This is a genomic window from Micromonospora sp. WMMD956, from assembly GCF_029626125.1.
In the GTDB taxonomy this organism is placed as follows: Bacteria; Actinomycetota; Actinomycetes; order Mycobacteriales; family Micromonosporaceae; genus Micromonospora; species Micromonospora carbonacea.
Window position 1 is genome coordinate 432,050 of sequence record NZ_JARUBI010000005.1, and the last position, 18,798, is coordinate 450,847.

The 18,798-nt window shown below is 76.0% G+C and carries 18 protein-coding genes; 8 read left to right on the top strand and 10 right to left on the bottom strand.

The genetic code is table 11. The features are described 5' to 3' along the window. Positions 1-107: 107 nt before the first annotated feature. The 5 genes from O7628_RS02100 to O7628_RS02120 all read right to left on the bottom strand — a co-directional run bounded on the left by O7628_RS02100 (position 108) and on the right by O7628_RS02120 (position 7,925). A complete protein-coding gene (locus tag O7628_RS02100) occupies positions 108-2,756 on the bottom strand; it encodes a nitrate- and nitrite sensing domain-containing protein (RefSeq protein WP_278127916.1) in 2,649 nt (882 codons plus the stop codon). A gap of 97 nt (positions 2,757-2,853) precedes the next feature. Then, the gene (locus tag O7628_RS02105; protein WP_278127918.1) at positions 2,854-4,539 is read right to left on the bottom strand and encodes a prenyltransferase/squalene oxidase repeat-containing protein; all 1,686 of its coding nucleotides are present in this window, start codon (positions 4,537-4,539) and stop codon (positions 2,854-2,856) included. 19 nt (positions 4,540-4,558) lie between these two features. Beyond that, on the bottom strand, positions 4,559-5,473 hold the full coding sequence (locus tag O7628_RS02110; protein ID WP_278127920.1) for a terpene synthase family protein: 915 nt from the start codon (positions 5,471-5,473) through the stop codon (positions 4,559-4,561). Further along, positions 5,470-6,786 (bottom strand): cytochrome P450, encoded by a 1,317-nt coding sequence (locus tag O7628_RS02115; protein ID WP_278136182.1) that lies wholly within the window; start codon positions 6,784-6,786, stop codon positions 5,470-5,472. The genes O7628_RS02110 and O7628_RS02115 overlap by 4 nt, the downstream gene beginning before the upstream one ends. Before the next feature lie 224 nt (positions 6,787-7,010). After that, entirely contained in the window at positions 7,011-7,925 is a 915-nt protein-coding gene (locus O7628_RS02120) for a GNAT family N-acetyltransferase (RefSeq protein WP_278127922.1), read from the bottom strand. A gap of 105 nt (positions 7,926-8,030) precedes the next feature. Here O7628_RS02120 and O7628_RS02125 point away from each other — a divergent pair, with 105 nt between their 5' ends. Continuing rightward, positions 8,031-8,276 (top strand): DUF2630 family protein, encoded by a 246-nt coding sequence (locus O7628_RS02125; protein WP_178065742.1) that lies wholly within the window; start codon positions 8,031-8,033, stop codon positions 8,274-8,276. 89 nt (positions 8,277-8,365) lie between these two features. Here the strand turns inward: O7628_RS02125 and O7628_RS02130 are convergent, their stop codons facing one another. Beyond that, positions 8,366-9,313 (bottom strand): RIO1 family regulatory kinase/ATPase, encoded by a 948-nt coding sequence (locus tag O7628_RS02130; RefSeq protein WP_278127925.1) that lies wholly within the window; start codon positions 9,311-9,313, stop codon positions 8,366-8,368. 217 nt (positions 9,314-9,530) lie between these two features. Then, positions 9,531-10,175 (bottom strand): HAD family hydrolase, encoded by a 645-nt coding sequence (locus O7628_RS02135; protein ID WP_278127926.1) that lies wholly within the window; start codon positions 10,173-10,175, stop codon positions 9,531-9,533. Positions 10,176-10,406: 231 nt separating this feature from the next. Here O7628_RS02135 and O7628_RS02140 point away from each other — a divergent pair, with 231 nt between their 5' ends. From O7628_RS02140 to mug, 6 genes are all read left to right on the top strand, one after another. Further along, positions 10,407-10,979 (top strand): TetR/AcrR family transcriptional regulator, encoded by a 573-nt coding sequence (locus tag O7628_RS02140; RefSeq protein ID WP_074474316.1) that lies wholly within the window; start codon positions 10,407-10,409, stop codon positions 10,977-10,979. 64 nt (positions 10,980-11,043) lie between these two features. Beyond that, on the top strand, positions 11,044-11,961 hold the full coding sequence (locus tag O7628_RS02145) for a TIGR04222 domain-containing membrane protein (RefSeq protein ID WP_278127928.1): 918 nt from the start codon (positions 11,044-11,046) through the stop codon (positions 11,959-11,961). Next, positions 11,958-12,782, top strand: coding sequence for a DUF692 domain-containing protein (locus tag O7628_RS02150; protein WP_278127930.1), 825 nt, complete (start codon positions 11,958-11,960; stop codon positions 12,780-12,782). The genes O7628_RS02145 and O7628_RS02150 overlap by 4 nt, the downstream gene beginning before the upstream one ends. A gap of 104 nt (positions 12,783-12,886) precedes the next feature. Beyond that, positions 12,887-13,348 carry a hypothetical protein gene (locus O7628_RS02155; RefSeq protein WP_278136183.1) on the top strand — a complete coding sequence of 154 codons (462 nt, stop codon included), beginning with the start codon at positions 12,887-12,889 and terminating at the stop codon, positions 13,346-13,348. A 70-nt stretch (positions 13,349-13,418) separates the two neighbouring features. Next, on the top strand, positions 13,419-14,180 hold the full coding sequence (locus tag O7628_RS02160) for an SDR family oxidoreductase (protein WP_074474318.1): 762 nt from the start codon (positions 13,419-13,421) through the stop codon (positions 14,178-14,180). Beyond that, positions 14,180-14,755: a G/U mismatch-specific DNA glycosylase gene (mug, locus tag O7628_RS02165; RefSeq protein ID WP_278127933.1), complete on the top strand. Its 576-nt coding sequence runs from the start codon at positions 14,180-14,182 to the stop codon at positions 14,753-14,755. The genes O7628_RS02160 and mug overlap by 1 nt, the downstream gene beginning before the upstream one ends. Before the next feature lie 24 nt (positions 14,756-14,779). On the opposite strand, the gene O7628_RS02170 is transcribed toward mug, so the two are convergent. From O7628_RS02170 to O7628_RS02180, 3 genes are all read right to left on the bottom strand, one after another. Continuing rightward, positions 14,780-16,759: an ABC transporter ATP-binding protein gene (locus tag O7628_RS02170; RefSeq protein ID WP_278127934.1), complete on the bottom strand. Its 1,980-nt coding sequence runs from the start codon at positions 16,757-16,759 to the stop codon at positions 14,780-14,782. A gap of 151 nt (positions 16,760-16,910) precedes the next feature. Beyond that, the gene (locus O7628_RS02175) at positions 16,911-17,678 is read right to left on the bottom strand and encodes an enoyl-CoA hydratase/isomerase family protein (protein WP_278127936.1); all 768 of its coding nucleotides are present in this window, start codon (positions 17,676-17,678) and stop codon (positions 16,911-16,913) included. Between the two features lie 46 nt (positions 17,679-17,724). Next, entirely contained in the window at positions 17,725-17,952 is a 228-nt protein-coding gene (locus tag O7628_RS02180) for a helix-turn-helix domain-containing protein (protein ID WP_007072022.1), read from the bottom strand. A 204-nt stretch (positions 17,953-18,156) separates the two neighbouring features. Between O7628_RS02180 and O7628_RS02185 the strand changes: the two genes are divergently transcribed. Beyond that, positions 18,157-18,759 (top strand): cadmium resistance transporter, encoded by a 603-nt coding sequence (locus O7628_RS02185; RefSeq protein ID WP_278127938.1) that lies wholly within the window; start codon positions 18,157-18,159, stop codon positions 18,757-18,759. The last annotated feature ends 39 nt before the right edge of the window (positions 18,760-18,798 follow it).

Genomic DNA, 18,798 nt, shown 5'->3' on the forward strand with positions numbered 1-18,798 from the left:
TCGTCGTCCTCTTCTCCCCCGGCTGGTGTCGCCGTTTGTCGTCTGGGACCTGCCGTCCCGCCACGGGCGCGGGTCGTCCGCGCCGCTCTCAGATCGTCGCGCCGTCCTCAGGTCGCCTCGTGCTCGTCCTCAGGTCGCGGGTGCCCGTCGGCGGCACCGCCGGCGGGGTCCGCGCCGCCGGCCCCACCGAGCAGGCGGGCCGCGTCGGTGCGGCCCCGTCGGGTGCCGCGCTGGTAGGAACTCATCATCTTGAGGACCTGCTCCGGCACCCGGACCGTGTCCTCCTCGTCGTCGGGCTGCGCGGCCGGATCCTCGCGCAGCTCCGGCACGATGTTGGCCTGGCGCACGCGCACCGGCAGCCCGGAGCCGGTCCGCTGCACCGGCGTGGACGCCGGGGCGGGGGCCGGGGCCTCGGGCGTGGTCTCGCCGTCCACGGTGGCCCCGTCGGGCCCGCCGGCCGGCTCCGCCCGCTCCGCGGTGGAGCCCGGTGCCGCGCCACCGCTCGCGGGCCGGGGCGCGGTGATCGGCAGGCCGGTCGGCACGGTCGGCGCGTCCAGCGCCGACAGCCCGGCGGGACGCCGGGGGCGTACCGGCAGCTCGGTCTCCCCGCCCGGGACGGCCGGTGCCGGCGGGACGGGCGGCGTGGGATGAGTCGTCGCGGGAGTTGGGTCGGTGCGGGGCCGCGCGCGGGTGGGCAGGCCCGGCGTGCCGTCGTCCGCGACGGGCGGCTCGGCGGGCGGGGCCGTCGGGGCCTCCGCCAGGGCCACCGGCGTGGCCGGGCGGGCCGCCGGCCGGTCGCCCGACGGGCCCGGCCGGGCCGGCACGACCGGCGTGCTCGGATCGGTCCGGCCGGTGCGCCCGGGGCCGCCGTCCCCGTCGGAGCCGGTCACCAGCTCCGCCGGGATCAGCACGACCGCGGTGGTGCCCCCGTACGCCGACTCCTTCAGCCGCACCCGCACGCCGTGCCGGTCGGTGAGGCGGCTGACGACGTACAGGCCGAGCCGGGCGGCGTTGGCCAGGTTGAGCTCGGAGCGGTCCACGATGCGGTGGTTCGCGGCGGCGAGGTCCTCCTCGCTCATGCCGAGGCCCCGGTCCTCGATCTCGATGACGAACCCGTTGGCCACCGCCTGACCGCGCACCTCCACCGTGGTGTGCGGCGGCGAGAACGACAGGCCGTTCTCGATCAGCTCGGCCAGCAGGTGGATGATGTCGCCGACCGCCCGGCCCGCCAGCGAGACGTCGCCCAGCGGCAACACGTTGACCCGGGTGTAGTCCTCCACCTCGGCGACCGCGCCGCGGACCACGTCGACCATCGGGACGTTGCGCCGCCAGGCCCGGCCCGGCGTGGAGCCGGAGAGCACGATCAGGTTCTCGGCGTTGCGCCGCATCCGGGTGGCCAGGTGGTCGACCCGGAACAGGTCCTCCAGCTCCTCGGCGTCCTGCTCGCGGCGCTCCATCGCGTCGAGCAGGGTGAGCTGGCGGTGCACCAGCGCCTGCGTGCGCCGGGCCAGGCTGAGGAAGACCTCGCGGACGTTGCGGCGCAGCTCCGCCTGCTCGACGGCGGTGCGCAGCGCGGTCTCCTGGACCGCGTTGAACGCCTTGCCCACCTGGCCGACCTCGTCGTCGCCGAACTCCAGCGGCGGGGCCTCCCGGGCGACGTCGACGTCCTCGCCGTGACCGAGCCGCTCCACCACGCTGGGCAGGCGGTCGTTGGCCAGGGTGAACGCCGCGTCGCGCAGCCGCTCCAACTGCCGCAGCAGCGCCCGGGCGGTGGTGATCGACACGATGATCGACGCGACGACGGCGAGCAGGCCCAGGCCCGTGGCGAGCACCAGGCGGATGATCACCGTGACGGCGACCGGGGTGGCCCGCTCGACCACGTCGTCGCCGCCGGCGATCACGACCTCGCTCCACTTGGCCAGCGCGGGCGCCACCGCCGCGTCCCAGTCGGCGGCCTCGAAGCCCAGCCGGGGGTCGACGCCCCGGCCCTCCAGGATGCTGTCCTCCAGGTCGCGCAGCTTCTCGAACGCCTCGCTGCCGACCATCGCGTCGTAGCGTTCCCGGTCGGCGGCGGGCAGCCGGCTCACCGCCAGGTCGGCCGCGAACCGCTGCGCGCCGATGAGCTGGGCGAGCTGGGACCGCTCCACCGTGGTCATCCGCCCCGCCGAGAGCGCGCCGGTGAGCATGGCGTCCTCCTGGGACAGCAGCTCACGGGCGCGGTTGAGCTCGATCAGGGCGGTGGTGTCCTCGCCGACCTGCTGGTCGTCGAGGAGGCCGAGGGCCGAGTAGACGTCGAAGATGGACCGGACCACCTGCCCGTACGCGGCGAGGGTCGACGACCGGTCGACGCTGCGGGCGTCCACCCCCGAGCGGGTCTCGCCCAGCCGGGACAACTGCCCGTACGCCGCGTCGAGGCGCTGCTCCAGCGTGTCGCTGGCGGCGACGGTGGCGCGCCAGCTGGTGGACGACTCGCGGAACGTCGACGCCAGCTCGTCCGTGCGCCGCCGTTCCGCCCCGAGCGCCTCCCGACGCGGCTCGTCCGGCCGCCCCAGGTAGGCCAGCGACAGTTTCCGTTCCCGCTGGAGCTGGAGCACCAGCGCCTCGCTCGGCTCGGACACCGACTCGTTGAGCGCCTGCACCCCGAGCAGGTTGGCGCCGTCCCGCAGGGTCACCCATGCCGCGAAGGCCCAGAGCGCGACGAGCGACACCAGCAGAGCGACGATTTTCGTACGGAGATTCGTACTGCGGGAACGCATCACACCGTCCTGGCCGGCTGTTCGGGGGGCTGCCGGAGCGCGTGTGGCCGGTACACCGTCGACCACGCGCGCACGCTAGCAGTGTCGGTTTGTTCACTCAAGCGGCACTGATCAGGGGGGCCCTGCCGTACCCGGGCCCGGTGCAGGCGTCACCGGAGGCCCCGGCGCGGAGGAGATGACGGGCCGCGGCGACGGTGGCGCGGACGATCAGGACGGGGCGGTAGAGGTCCTTGTCGTGCCAGAGCGCGGGCGCGCCGTCGCGGCCCTCCATGGTGGACAGGTAGCGTCGCGCCCGCCCCAACGCCGCCTCGACGCCGGCCGGCGCGGCGGACCGGGCGGCGCGCAGGACCTGCACCGCGTAGGCGGTCTCCTCGACGGTGCCGCCCCACCGTCCCCAGGAGCCGTCGGCGCGCTGCCCGGCGAGCACCCAGTCGGCGGCCCGGCTCACCGCGCCCACGGCCGCCGCGCCCCGGCCGTGGCCGGCGAGGGCGAGCACCACGCAGCTCGTGGCGTAGAACGGCGAGGCGTGCCAGCGGTCGGTCCACGCCCCGTCGGACGACTGCCGGTCGGTGAGCCAGCGGGTGAGCCGCCGCGTCACGGCGGTGAGCCGGGCGTCGGCCGGCGCGTGGTGGGCCAGGTGCCAGCCGAACGCGTCGAGCACGTGGGCGTTGGTGGTGACCGACGCGCCGTCCTCCCCCGGCCAGGTGCAGAAGTGCTCGCCCGTGTCGTACCCCCAGAGGCTCGCCGGGTCGACCGGGCGGCCGAGGCGGGCCAGCGCGTAGAGGGTCACCGCCGTGGTGTCGGCGTCGGCGGGCAGGCCGGGCGCGGTGGCGGTGCCGGCGGGGCCGACGGTGGCCGCGAGCCCGGCGAGCAGCCGGGGCGGCACGGGCGGCGTCAGGCCCGCCCGGCTCAGGGTGCTCAGCGACCAGGCCCGTTCGAAGACGGTGATCCCGGTCGCGCACGGCACCGGGCCGCCCTGCTGGCGGGCGACGTCCTCCAGGTAGGACACCGCGGCGGCGGCGTCGGGCCCCGGACCGGGCCCGCCGAGCCAGGCGGCCGTCGCCGCCGGGGACGCGCCCACGGTGCCGGGCCCCACCGGGGTCACCCCGGCGGCCCGCCGGGCCGCCGGCCCGGCCACCTCCAGGGCGTGCAGCAGCTTCACCGGCAGCGGGCCACCGGAGGCGACCAGCGCGCGGACCCGGCCGAGCCGGGTGCCGTCCAGCCCCGACGGCAGGGGCAGCGGGCCGGCGTCGCGCCAGGCGGCGAGGCCGGGCGGCGGGTCGGCGCGCACCGCGTCGAGGTGCGCGGCGACCGCGCCGACCAGCGACGGGACCGTCAGGTCGGCGGCCGGCAGGTCGGGCGCGGAGAACGGGGTCGGGCCGGCGAGCCACCGGTGGAGGATGCGCAGCCCGCCGTCGACGGCCCGGCCCAGCCGCTCGGCGGCCCGGGCACCCGCGAGCCCGTCGGCGTCGCCCCGGCGCAGCGCGGTCAGCAGCGCCTCGGTGGCGCTCAGCGTCGGCACCAGGGCGTACCCCTGCGGGCCGCCCCACCCGCCGTCGGGGCGCTGGCCCGCGAGCAGGTACGCGACCCGCTCGGCGTGGTGCGTCAGCCACGGCGCGAGGCTGACCAGGCGCGCCGTCTCGTAGACCGAGGCGGAGGACTGCCCGCCCGGGGTGAGGGTCATCGCGGCGACCAGCTCGCGGGCGTCCGCGGCGGACTCCGGGTCACGGGTCGGCCGGTCGGCCCGGCCGCAGGCGGCCGTCCGCTGCCGGACGAGCGTCACCGCTGCCCCCGGCAGATCGTCACCGCGACCCCCAGAAGTCGGCGGAGCGGTAGAAGCCGCTGCTGAACCCGATCTGCCGGGCCAGGTACGCCGCCTGGAGCGGGCAGCCGCCCGACAGCGGGGCCAGCAGCTCGGTGCACCGCTCGACCAGCTCCACGATCCGCTGGTCGACCTCGGCGCGGTCGTCGACCAGCAGTAGCGCGTTCAGGTCGCCCCATTCGAGGTCCCGCTCGTAGGTGGCGAGGTCGTTGACGAGCCGGAGCACCCGCTGCACCTCGTCGCTGACGGTCACCAGCCGGTCCAGCCGCCGGTGGGTCTCCGCGTCGCCCGTGGAGATCCAGTGCGCGACGTTCACCACGGTGCAGGCGAGATTGTCGGCGTTGGCGAGGTATTCGGTGAAGCCGGGCAGCGGCGCGCCGTCGCGGTCCCGGGCGGTCTTCCAGTCCCACTCCCGGGCCATCGCCGTCACGGTGCGGCGCACCGCCGCGCGCCAGGCGTCGCCCAACTCGGCGAAGGCGGGGACCGCCGCGAGGTCGTCGCGGAGCCCGGCGAGCAGGCGGCCGAGCGGGTCGTCGGCGTCGGGGCTGGCCCCCTCGGCGACCGCGAGGGCCCCGGCGACCACTCGGTCGACGTCCGCCCGGGACGTCGCCAGACAGTCGATCCGCCAGTCGAGGGCGAAGCCCCAGAGCACCATCCGGTTGGTCACCCGCAGCTGCTCGGCCGTGCACCAGGGCGCGCCGAAGGCGATGGCCAGGGCGATGCTGCTGAACAGCGTGGCGTCGAAGGCCCGGCCGGCGAAGAGGTCCGGGTAGCGGTCCGCGTGCCGTTGCAGGTCGCGCTGCCCCTGCGCGGCGAGCGCGCAGATGCGGCCCTGCTCGGCGGCGACGGAGAGCTGGTCGGGCAGCACCGTGGACGGTGGCGTGACGACGTTCACGCGACGATCCCGGCGTGGGCGGGGAGCACGTCCAGCTCCACGCGGTCGCGCGGGCGCAGCGCGGCGGCGAGCCGCACGGCGGGCAGCCGGGGGCTGCGCACCCGCAGCCGGTAGCGGGCCAACAGGTTCGCCACGATGAGCTGCGCCTCCAGATGGAACAGGTGCATCCCCAGGCACTGGTGCGGGCCGCCGCCGAAGGGGAAGTACGCGTAGCGGTGCCGGGACCGGGCCCGCTCCGGGGTGAACCGGTCCGGGTCGAAGGCGTCGGGGTCGTCCCAGTGGCGGGCGAGCCGCTGGGTGACCAGCGGGCTGACCAGCAGCGTCGCGCCGGCCGGCAGGCGCACGCCGCCGAGCACCGTCGGCCGCAGCACCTGCCGGGGCGCCAGCCAGCCCACCGGGTAGAGCCGGACCAGCTCGTCGAGCACCATCCGGGTGTAGCGCAGCCGCGGCAGGTGCTCGGGGCCGACCGGGTGGCCGCCCGCCACCGAGTCGATCTCCTCCTGCAACCGGGCTGCGACCCGGGGCGCACGTGCCAGGTGCGGCCAGAGCCAGGTCAGCACGTTGACGGTGGTCTCGGTGGTCACGGCGACCATGGCGACGGTGTCGTTGCGGACCTGCCGCTCGTCCAGCGGCCGGCCGTCGGCGGTGCTGCCCCGCCACAGCGTCGCGATGACGTCGTCGCCGTCGCTGCCCCGCGCCGCCCGGACGGCCGGCGTCAGCACCTCGTCGATGCGCCGGGCGGCGTCGCGGAACGCCCGGTCGCCGGGCATCGGCAGCGCGAGCGGGGCGAACGGCACCAGCACCCGGGGGATCACCGAGGTGGCGATCGCGTCCTGGGCCTGGATGACGCGCAGCGCGTCGGCGGCCGAGATCCGGTCGCCGAAGAACGTCTCCATGACGGCCCGGCACACGATCCGGGCCTGCTCGGCACCGATGTCGACGGGTCGGCCGGCGCGGGCCGGCGCGTCCAGCTCGGCGACCGCGTCGACGATCGTGGCGGCCAGCCGGGGCAGCACCGACTCGACCCGCCGGGCGGTGAACAGCGGCTGGAGGATGCGCCGGCTGTCCGACCACACGGGACCGTCGCCGAGGATGCCGTCGCCGAACAGCCGGCGCAGCGGGCCCCAGAACGCGCCGTCGCCGGCCCGGCCGAAGTTGTCGGCGCGGTCGCCCAGCACCTGCTGCACGTGGTCGGGATCGGTCACCAGGTAGGGCCGGAACGCGCCGACGTTGAGCCGGACCACCTCGCCGCCGGCCCGCTCGCCGAACCCGACGAGGGCGCGGACGGGGTCGCGGAGCAGGCCGGGCGCGATGTGCCGGAGCGGAACGGATCTCGCCCGCCGAGCACTGGTGGGGGCCGGGTGTGGGGTTACCACGTGTGGTGCACTCCCCTGGTCAACTGTGCGTCGCGGAACGACCGTGGAAAGTAACGGTCCCGCCCGAGCATGCCATTGAGCAGGTCAACTTCTCCAGGGGAGAGAGGAATAATTTTCGCGGGCGAAATTCCCCGCGCCACAAGGGACCCGCCGCGGGCCTGCTAGCTGGGCAGATCCCGCCGGTAGCGCCACTGTGCCGCAACCGGCCGGTAACCGAGCGTCTCGTTGAGGCCGAGCATCGCCGCGTTGCCGGCGTCGTTCACGGTCACCGAGTGCCGGAACCCGGCCGCCGCCGCCCGCCGCAGGGCGGCCTGCTTGACCAGTCGGGCCAGGCCCCGCCGGCGATGCGGCCGACGGGTGCCGGTCATCCCGCACCGGTGGTCGTGGCGGCCGTCGGTCAGCCCCACCGTGAACGCGACCACCTCGCCGTCCGCCACGGCCACCGTGGTCAGCTCCCGGTCCAGGTCCGGGCGGTGCCAGTAGGCCGCCAGCCAGTCCGCGTACGCGATCTCGTCCATGCCGACCTCGCCCGGCTCGTCGCGCGAGACGTCCAGGTCGGCCGCGTAGAGCGCGCGCGGGTCGGGCAGGTCGGCGGCGGCGAGCAGCCGCACTCCGGGCCCGGGGGCCGGGGGCGGCGGCGGCACGGACAGGTCGCACCGCAGCAGCAGGGACCGCCGGCCCCGCCGGTAGCCGTGCCGCTCGGCGAAGGCCAGGTCCGCCGGGGTGTCGTCGACCATCGCGTACGCCGTGGTCGCGCCGAGCCCCACGAGCCGCTGTTCGGCGGCGGCGAGCAGGGCCGAACCCGCGCCCCGGCCGCGTCGGTCGGGCCGCACCGTCAGGTTGACGAAGCCCCGCCCCGGCTCCGCGCTCTCGTGCAGCAGCCCGGTGCGGGCCACCCCGACCGGCACCCCGTCGACCTCGGCCACCAGCGCGCCGAACCGCTCGGGGGTCTGCGCCCGGGCGACCTGCCAGCGCAGCAGCTCCGGCGTGGCCAGCAGGTGCGGCAGCCCCGCCCGCAACACCCCGGACACGGCGTCGGCATCGGCGTCGGCGAACGGCCGCACGGTCGGCGTCATCGCGTGGCAACCTACCGCAGCGTTCCGGCGTCCGCGACCCCGTCCGCCGGCCCGACGCGCGGGAGAAGCGGGCGCGACCCGACCCGCTGTGCCAGGCTCAGGGGCATGGACGACAAGACCATCCTGAACCGGATCTCCGAACTGGTCGACGAGGAGCACCGGCTCCGCGCGGCCGCGCAGACGAAGGAGTCCGGCACCGCCGACGAGCAGGACCGGCTGCGCGCGTTGGAGGAGTCCCTGGACCAGTGCTGGGACCTGCTGCGCCGGCGGCGGGCCGCCCGCCAGGCCCACGGCGACCCCGAGGCCCAGGGCGTACGCCCGGTCCCGGAGGTGGAGCGCTACCTCCAGTGACGGCGGGGGCGGCCGGCTGTCGCCGACCGCCCCCGGCCCCAGGCTCCCGCCCCGGCGTGGGTGCCGGGCCCGGCACCCACGCGGGTGGCTCAGCGGATGCCGGCCTCGCGCAGCAGCAGCGCGGTCAGCGCCGCCGGGTCGGTGTCGCCGGCCGGCAGGCCGCGCGAGGTGAACCAGGCCCCCACCACCCGCACGTCGCGGGCCAGGAACTCGGGGCCCTGCGGGTTGGCCACCACGTCGACCACCTGCGGCAGGTCGATCATGACCAGCCGCCCCGCGTGCACCAGCAGGTTGTACGGCGACAGGTCGCCGTGGGCGAAGCCGGCCCGGGCGAGCACCACCAGGGCGTCGACCAGTTGCTCCCACAGCGAGCGCAGCTCGGCCGGCTCGGGCCGGCACTGGGCCAGCCGCGGCGCGGCCAGCCCCTCGTCGGGGTCGCCGACGAACTCCAGCATCAGCTCGGTGCCGAGCAGCTGCACGGGGTACGGCACGGCGATCCGGCCGTGCTCGGCGCCGATCTCCCAGAGCCGGGAGAGGGCGGCGAACTCGGCGGCGGCCCACTGCCCGGCGATCATCTGCCGGCCGAAGGCGGTGCGCCCGGCCATCGCCCGGTTCTCCCGGGAACGGCGCACCCGGCGGCCCTCTAGGTAGCCGGCGTCGCGGTGGAACAGCCGGTGCTGGGCGTCGCGGTAGCGCTTGACCGCCAGCAGGCAGGACCGGTCGGTGTCCGGCACGGCCCGGCGGAGCAGGTGGACGTCCGCCTCCTTGCCGGTCTTGAGCACCCCGAGGTCGGTGTCCCGGGCGGCCAGCTCGGTGACCAGCCAGCCGGGGTGCGGCTCGGGGCCGTGCACGGCCTGGTCCCAGGTGGACCAGGCGTCGCCGCCGGGGGCGTCGTCGTCCGGGCCCGCCTCCGGGTCCGGGTCGGTCAGGACCGGCTCGGCGGGCCGGCCACGCTTCAGGAAGTGGGGTTCGTCGTCGTCGAAGCGGCTCTTGCCGCGGCCATGGCGCCCGCGCGCCGGGAAGTCGTCGTCACGCACTGTGCTGGTGATCCCTTGATCGAGGCTGGTGTAGGCAGGTGGAAGATCCCTGCGAAGACGGCCATGACCGACCTCCCCTCCTCGACCGGGACCACCCGGCTACGCCCGATGCGCGGCACCATGCTGAACCACACCCCCAGCCCCCGGCAACCGATTAACCCCCGCTCCCACCCCGCCCGTCCCGCGCCGGGGGCAGGGGCTCCGGTCGGGGGCGGGGTCAGGCGGCGAGGACGGTGGCTACGGCGGCGATGAGGCCGTCGACGGTGAAGGTGGGGGCGAAGCGGGTGTCCGTCCAGGGGCGGCCCCGGTGCAGCCAGACGCTGGGCAGGCCCACGGCGGCCGCCCCGCCGATGTCGGCCTCCGGGCTGTCCCCCACCACCCACGCGCCGCGCAGCGGCATCCGGACCCGCCGGGCCGCCAGCGCGAAGATCCTCGGGTTGGGCTTGCTGACCCCGGCCTCCTCGGAGATCACCCAGTCGGCCACGTACCGGTCCAGGCCGGTGCGGCGGATCTTCGCGTCCTGCTGGCGGACGCTGCCGTTGCTCACCACCACCGGCACCCAGCCGGCGTCGTCGGCGATCCGCAGGGCGCAGGCCACCAGCGGGTCGAGCCGGGTGTTGGCCACCACCCCGTCGTGCAGTTCCTCCACCAGGTCCAGCGAGGAGATGAGCAGCCCGTACCGGTCGCGGATCGCGTCCGCCACGTCCCACCGGTCGGTCAGTCCGTCGGCGTCGATCGACACCAGCCAGTCGATGTCGGTGGCCGGCGCGCCGATGCCGTCCAGGAAGCGCTCACCCCAGGCACGGAACGACCCGGCCCGGTCGAGCAGGGTGTTGTCCAGATCCAGCAGGAGCAGCGGCACTCGGGCACCTTAAGGGAGACGGGCCGCCGGCCGACAGGGCCGGCAGGCACGGCGTCACCGGGCGATGGTAGCCGGCCACCCGTCGGCCGATCACCCATCGGGGCCCCGCCGACACCGCTCGTGGCCAGCGCCGGATCGGAGTTCGCGGCCCGGGGGCGGGGCACGTTGCCGGCACGTTACAAGCCGTACGTACGGTTTGCATGCCGGCGGGCCACCTGACACGATCGTGCCGTGCCCAGAGTAAGTCAGGACCAGCTCGACGCCCGCCGGCAGGAGATCCTCGCCGCGGCGCGGGCCTGTTTCGCCCGGCACGGCTACGAGGGCGCCACGGTGCGACGGCTGGAGGAGGCCACCGGCCTGTCCCGGGGCGCGATCTTCCACCACTTCCGGGACAAGGACTCGCTGTTCCTCGCCGTCGCCGAGGACGACGCGGCGGCCATGGTGGAGACGGTCGCCCGCAACGGCCTGGTCCAGGTGATGCGGGACCTGCTCGCCCGCGCCGTCTCCCCCGACACGACCGGCTGGCTGGGCAGTCAGCTGGAGGTCTCGCGGCGGCTGCGCACCGACCCGGCGTTCGCGCGCCGCTGGGCGGAACGCTCCGCCGCCATCGCCGAGGCCACCCGGGACCGGCTGGCAAGGCAGCGGGACGCCGGGGTGCTCCGCGAGGACGTGCCCATCGACGTGCTGGCCCGGTTCCTCGAACTCGCCTACGACGGCCTGGTGCTGCACCTGGCGATGGGTCGCCCGGCCGGCGACCTCGGCCCGGTGCTCGACCTGGTCGAGGAGGCCGTGCGCCGCCGTTGACGGCCGCGTGGCGGGCCTGCCCCACAATGGGCCCGCGACCCCCTCGCGCGACAGGAGCAGCAGCATGAGAGTCCTCGCGGCGCCCGGTGACACCTGGGGCATCCCCGGACCCACCTTCCTCGGTTTCTACCTGTTGGCCGGCCTCGTCGTCGTGATCGGCGCGATCCTCCACCGGCAGCGGGTCCTCGCCGGCCCTCCGAACGTCCGCAAGCGCAAGCTCGGCCCCCAGCAGGTGGCCTACCTCAACGGGGGCGACCAGCTCGCGGTCTGGACTTCGCTGGGCGGCCTGCGCGGCACCGGCGTCGTCGGCGTCCGCGCCGACCGGCGGCTCGCCGTCGGCGGCCCCCTGCCGGCGGGGGTCACCCCCCTGGACCGGGCGGTCCACCACGCCGCCAACCAGGGTCTGTACGCCCGCGAGCTGGGCCGCGACCGCTGGGTCGCGCAGGCCCTCGACCAACTGCGTCAGGGCCTGGAGCAGCAGGGCCTGGCGCTGACCGCCGCCCAGCGCCACGCGGCCCGGCGCGGGTCGTACCTGCTGTTCGGCCTCGTCGTGCTCGGCCTGTTCCGGATCGTCGCCGGGCTGTCCAACAACCGTCCGGTCGGTTTCCTGGTGGTCGCCGTGATCCCCCTGGCTATCGCCTCCGCGCTGATCGCCCGCGTGCCGCGGCGGACCCGCGCCGCCGACCGCGCCCTGCACGAGCTGCGCCGCAAGAACGTGCACCTCGCCCCCGCCGCCGGCCCGGCGTACGCGACCTACGGGGCGGCCGGCGCGGCGATGGGCGTCGCCCTGTTCGGCACCGCCACGCTGTGGGCCATGGATCCGGGCTTCGCCGAGCAGGCCGAGATCCAGCGGCAGGCGCTGGCCGGCACCGGCAGCTCCTGGGTCGGCGGGGGCGGCTCGTCGGGCAGCAGCAGCTCGTGCAGCGGGGGCAGCTCCTGCGGCGGGGGCGGGGGCTGCGGCGGCGGGGGCTGCGGCGGATGACCGGCGCGGGTCCCACCGGCGTCGGCATCGGCTGGCGGCCCGAGATCGCCGGGTTCGTGGCCGAGCTGCCGGGGCTGCGGTTCGTCGAGGTGGTGGCCGAGGCCGTCGCCCCGCACGGGCCGCCGCCGCCCGGCCTCGTCACGCTTGTCGAGCGCGGCGTCACCGTCGTACCGCACGGGGTGAAGCTCTCCCTCGGCGGCGCGGAGCCGGTCGACCCGGCCCGGGTGGCCCACCTCGCACGGGTGGCCGAGCTGGTCGGCGCGCCGCTGGTCAGCGAGCACATCGCGTTCGTGCGGGCCGGCGGCCTGGAGGCCGGGCACCTGCTGCCGCTGCCGCGCAGCCGGGAGGCCGTGGCCGCGGTGGTGGCCAACGTGCGCCGGGCCCAGGCCGACCTGCCGGTGCCGCTGGCCCTGGAGCCGATCGCGGCGCTGTTCGACTGGCCCGACGACGAGCTGGACGAGGCGGACTTCCTCACCGAGATCCTCGACGCGACCGGCGCGACGCTGCTGCTGGACGTCGCCAACGTGCACGCCAACGCCCGCAACCGGGGCACCGACCCGCTCGCCCTGCTGGACCGGCTGCCGCTGGACCGGGTGGCCTACGTGCACGTCGCCGGGGGCGCCGAGCAGGGCGGCTTCTACCACGACACGCACACCGACCCGGTGCCACCGGCCGTGCTCGACCTGATCGGCGAGCTGTGCGCCCGGCACCGCCCGCCCGCGCTGCTGCTGGAACGCGACGGCCGCTGGCCGCCCGCGCCGGCGCTGCGGGCCGAGCTGGACGCGATCGCCGCGGCGTCCGGACACCCGGCGGTGACGTGAGCGCGCCGGGGGCCGATGGTGAGGCGGGCGCGCCCGGTGCCGGCGGTGACATGAGCACACTCCGTGCCGGCGGCGGCGCGAGCACGCCCGGTTCCGGCGGTGACATGAGCGCGCCCGGGGGCGGCGGCGACCTGGCCGCCCGCCAGGCGGAGCTGGTGGCGGCGCTGGTCGCGGGCGGGCCGCTGCCGCCCGGGTTCGCCCCGGCCCCCGTCGACGCCGCCCGGCGCGCCCTGCTGCGCAAGCGGGCCGGCGACGTGGCCCGGCACTGGCCGCTGCTCGCCGCCGGCCTCGGCGACGCCTGGCCGGCGACGTTCGCCGGCTGGGCCGACGGCCGCCCCACCAACGGCTCGCTGCGCGACGGCTGGGACCTGGCCCGCGAGCTGCACCGCCGGGGCGAGCTGCCGCCGCTGGGCGCGGAGGAGCTGGCGGTGCGGGAGGCGGCCAGCCGCTACGACGGCGCGACGCCGCCGCGACCGCGCCGCCTGCCGGCCCTGGCCCGTGCCGGCGGCGCCGTCGCGGTGCGGCTCGTCGGCCGGGTACGCCTGCTGCGCCCGGCCCGCCGTTAACCGCCCGGTTCACCGGCAAGCGCCCGGCCCACCGGTGGCCGCTCCCCCCGGCGTACGGCAGGATCGGCGCATGGATCTGGGACTCACCGACCGGGTGTACGTGCTGACCGGGGCCTCCCGGGGGTTGGGCTTCGCCACCGCCGAGTGCCTCGTCGCCGACGGGGCGCGGGTGGTCGTCTCTGCCCGGGCCCCCGAGCAGGTGGCCGAGGCGGTACGGCGGCTCGGCGGCCCCGAACGGGCGATCGGGCTGGCCGGCGACCTGAGCGACCCGGCCACCCCCCAGCGGCTGGTCGCCGCCGCCCGGGAGCAGTTCGGCCGGCTCGACGGCGCGCTGGTCTCCGTCGGCGGGCCGCCGCCGGGCACCGCGGCGGGGACGACCGACGCGCAGTGGCGGGAGTCCTTCGAGACCGTCTTCCTCGGCACCGTCCGCACCGCCCGCACGGTCGCCGAGGCGCTGACCGACGGCGGCGCGATCGGGCTGGTCCTGTCCACCTCGGCCCGCAGCCCGCTGGCCGGGCTGGGCATCTCCAACGGGCTGCGCCCCGGCCTGGCCGGGGTGGCCAAGGACATGGCCGACGAGTACGGCCCGCGCGGCGTGCGGGTGCTCGGGCTGCTCCCGGGCCGGATCATGACCGACCGCAACCGGCAGCTCCTGGCCGCCTCCGGCGACCCCGAGCGGGCCCGGGCCGAGGCCGAGGCGGGCATCCCGTTGCGGCGCATCGGCGAGCCCGCCGAGTTCGGCCGGGTCGCCGCGTTCGTCCTCTCCCCCGCCGCCGGCTACCTGACCGGGATCACCCTCCCGGTCGACGGCGGCGCGCTGCGCGGCCTGTGATGGCTACCGCGAAGGCGGACCGTCAGCGTCGGCCGACGCGCGCGGAGCTGGCCGCGGCGGCGGAGCGGACCATCCCGGACGTCACCGGGCCGGGGCTGACCGTGCTCTTCGTCGGGATCAACCCAGGGCTGTGGTCGGCGGCCACCGGCTGGCACTTCGCCCGGCCGGGCAACCGGTTCTGGCCGGCCCTGCACCGCGGCGGCTTCACCCCCCGCCAGCTGCACCCGAGCGAGCAGGACGCGCTGCCCGGGTACGGGCTGGGCATCACCAACATGGTGGCGCGGGCCAGCGCCCGCGCCGACGAGCTGACCCCAGCGGAGCTGGTCGAGGGCGCGCGGATCCTGACGGCGAAGGTGCGCCGGCACCGGCCGGCGTGGGTGGCGGTGGTCGGGGTGACCGCGTACCGGATCGGGTTCGGCCGGCCGAAGGCGGCCTTCGGGCCGCAGCCGGAGCTGCTCGGCGACGCCCGGCTGTGGGTGCTGCCCAACCCGAGCGGGCTCAACGCCCACTTCACCGCCGAGACGCTGGGCGCGGCGTTCGGCGAGCTGCGCGCCGCCACCGCCACGCCCGCCTGACCGGCGTGCGCGCCGGCCGCCGGATCAGTTCGCGGCGGCCGGGGGCAGCGCCTCGTCGGCGACGTAGGGCCCCATCGGCATGGTAATCACGGTCTCGGGGCCGGTCGCGTCCACGTACGGGGTGGGCGAGTCGGCGACCGCGAACTGGGTCCGGTACAGCTCGGCGTAGAGGCCGCCGACGGCGACCAGCTCCTCGTGCCGGCCCCGCTCGACGATCCGCCCCTCGTCGAGGACGAGGATCTGGTCGGCCTCGCGGACGGTGGAGAGCCGGTGCGCGATGACCAGCGCCGTACGCCCCGTCAGCGCCACCGCCAGGGCCCGCTGCACCGCCGCCTCGCTCTCCGAGTCCAGGTGCGCGGTCGCCTCGTCGAGGATCACGATCGACGGGGCCTTGAGCAGCAGCCGGGCGATCGCGATGCGCTGCTTCTCGCCGCCGGAGAAGCGGTAGCCCCGCTCGCCGACGGTCGTGTCGAGCCCGTCGGGCAGGGACCGCACCAGGTCGGCGACCTGCGCGCCGGCGAGGGCCGCCCAGATCTCGTCGTCGGTGGCGTCCGGCTTGGCGTAGCGCAGGTTCTCGGCGATCGTCTCGTGGAACAGGTGGGAGTCCTGGGTGACCACGCCGATCTCGTCGCGCAGGGAGGCGAGCGTGGCGTCGCGCACGTCGACACCCCCGACGAGCACCTGGCCGTCGGTGACGTCGTAGACCCGCGGGATCAGCATGGACAGGGTGGACTTGCCCGCACCGGACGGCCCGACCAGGGCGATCATCTGCCCCGGCTCGACGGCGAACGAGACCCCCCGCAGCACCGGCTCGGTGACGGTGCGGTCGAGGGTGGTGACCTCCTCCAGCGAGGCGAGGGACACCTCGGCGGCGGCGGGGTAGCGGAACCGCACGTCGCGGAACTCCACCCGGCCGTTGCCGCGTGGCACGGCGACGGCGTCCGGCTTCTCGGCGATGCCGGGGCGCAGGTCGAGCACCTCGAAGACCCGGTCGAAGGAGACCAGCGCGCTCATCACGTCCACCCGGACGTTGGACAGCGCGGTCAGCGGGCCGTAGAGCCGGGTGAGCAGCAGGGCCAGGGTGACCACGGTGCCGGCGCTGACGCTGCCGGTGACCGCGAGCCAGCCGCCGAGGCCGTAGGTCAGCGCCTGGGCCAGGGACGCGACCAGCAGCATCGCCACGAAGAACGTCCGCGAGTACATCGCGGACTGGATGCCGATGTCGCGGACCCGCTCGGCCCGGCCGGCGAACCGGCGCGCCTCCACCTCGGGTGCGCCGAACAGCTTGACCAGCAGCGCCCCGGCGACCCCGAACCGCTCGGTCATCGTGGCGTTCATGTTGGCGTTGAGGTTGTACGACTCGCGGGTGATGTCGGCCAGCCGCCGGCCGACCCGGCGGGCCGGGACGATGAAGATCGGCAGCAGGATCAGCGACAGCACGGTGATCTGCCACGAGAGGGTGAGCATCACCCCGGCGGTGAGCACGAGCTGGATGACGTTGCTGACCACCCCGGAGAGGGTGGAGGTGAACGCCCGCTGCGCGCCCATCACGTCGTTGTTGAGCCGGCTGACCAGCGCGCCGGTCTGGGTGCGGGTGAAGAACTGCAACGGCATCCGCTGCACGTGGTCGTAGACCCGGGTGCGCAGGTCGAGGATGATGCCCTCGCCGATGCGCGCCGAATACCACCGCTGGACCAGCGAGAGCAGCGCGTCGGCGACGGCGAGGGCGGCGATGACCAGCGCGAGGCGGACCACGGTCGACCCGGCCTCCGCGCCGCCCCGGCTGATCGCGTTGATCACGTCACCGGCGAGCACCGGGGTCGCCACGCCGATCACCGCGGCGACCACCACCGTGACCAGGAAGACGACGATGTCGCGCCGGTAGGGCCGGGCGAACTCGACGATCCGCCGGGCGGTGCCCCGGCTGAGCCGGTGGGCGGAGACCTCGTCCTGGTTGCGCATCGACCGGATCATGCTCCAGCCGCCCATGCCACCGTCGGACATCACGCGTCACCTCCGGGTCGTGGTCGGCTCGTGCCGTCAGGTCGATTGTCCCGACGGCTACGACAACCTTGGCCGTAAGCCGGTTCTTCCCGGAAAGCCCTTACCGGTCGCCCCACGGGGCGGCCCGGGCCGGCCCCGGGCCGACAGCCGGCTACTCGCCCCGGCCGGCGAGATCGCGGAGCCGGCGGGTCTGCGCCTCGCGCTCGGCCCGCTGCTGCTCGGCGTGGGAGCGGCCGGCGGCACCCGCGAGCAGCGCCTTGATCTCCACCACCGCGTCCCGGGGGTGGGCGAGCAGCCCGGCGGCCAGGTCGCGCACCGTGGCGTCCAGCTCGGTGGCGGGCACCACCAGCGTGGCGAGGCCCAGCCGGTCGGCCTCGACGGCGTCCATCCGTCGGCCGGTGGCGCAGATCTCCAGGGCGCGGGCATAGCCGACCAGCTCGACCAGGCGCTTCGTGCCGGCCAGGTCGGGAACGAGGCCGAGGGTCACCTCGGCCATGGAGAGCTTGGCGTCGGCCGCCAGCACCCGCAGGTCACAGGCGAGCGCGAGCTGGAATCCGGCGCCGATGGCGTGGCCCTGCACGGCGGCCACCGAGACCACGTCGGGCCGGTGCAGCCAGGTGAAGCCGGCCTGGAAGCCGGCGATCCGGTCGGCGCACTCCTGCTCGGGCAGGGTCGCCAGCTCGGCGAACGAGCCGGGGCCGGACGCGCCGGCCACGGACAGGTCGAGACCGGCGGAGAAGGCCCGCCCCTCGCCGCGCACCACGACGACGCGTACGTCACCGGGCAGGTCACGGGAGAAGTCGCTCATCGCGCGCCACATCGCCGGGGTCTGCGCGTTGAGCACGTCGGGCCGGCACAACGTCACCGTCGCCACCGGCCCGTCGCAGTCGAGTCGTACCCCGACCGCGCCAGGGGTCACCGGGCGGCCCGGGGGACGGCGCTGATGGACGACGTCGGTGGGCGGGTCACGCCTTCTTGCGACGCCGGGCGCCGCCGCGCTGACGCAGCTGCACGCCGGACTCGGTGAGCACCCGGTGGATGAACCCGTAGGAGCGGCCGGTGGAGGCCGCGAGCGCCCGGATGCTCTCTCCGCCGGTGTACCGCTTTACCAGGTCCTTGGCGAGCGTCTGACGCTCGGCTCCGACGATCCGGCGACCTTTCTCAGTGCTGGTGGCTGTGCCAGTGGCTGCCATGCTGATTCCTCACGTCCCAGACTGTGCGCTACGGATACGGTCCCACCTATTAGACCGTCTCGAACGATCATGCGCCAGATATCAACTATTCGCCAACCGACACGCTATGCATTGTCAGCTACCCGATAGGGTGACGGCCGCCGGTCGTCGTACCCCGTTCGGGCGGGCCGGGGCGGCGGGCGCGGCAGCCGTACCCTGCCTGGCGTGACCGACCTGATCGCGACCGCCACCGGCGCGGCGCTGGTGTTCGCCGCCACCAACCTCGACGACGTCGTGGTGCTGACCGTGCTGTTCGTGGCGGCCCGGGGCACCGGTCACCCCCGCCCCGGGCACATCGTCGCCGGGCAGTACCTGGGCATCGGCGCACTGGTCGCCGCCGCCGCGGTCGCCGCCGCCGGGCTGCTCGTGGTGCCCGACCCGTGGACCGGGCTGCTCGGACTGCTGCCGGTCGCGCTCGGCGTGCGCGCCCTGCTGGCCCGCTCCGACGACGACGGGCCGCCCGCCGTGGTGGGCGGGCTGCTCGGCGTGGCCGGGGTGACCATCGCCAACGGCGCCGACAACATCGCCGTCTACGTGCCGGTGTTCCGCTCCCTCGCCCCCGCCGACGCCCTGGTCTGGCTGGTGGTGTTCGCGGCGCTGGTCGGGCTCTGGTGCGCCGTCGCCGCCGGCCTCGGCGGCCACCCGGCCGTGGTGCGGTGGGTCGGCCGGGTCGGACACTGGCTGGTTCCGGCCGTCTTCATCGTGATCGGCGCGTTCATCCTGGCCACCTCCGGAGTGCTCGCCCGGCTCGCCGACGCGCTCGGCTGAGCCCGTCGCGGGTGCGCGGACGGTGCAGAGAGTGACGGC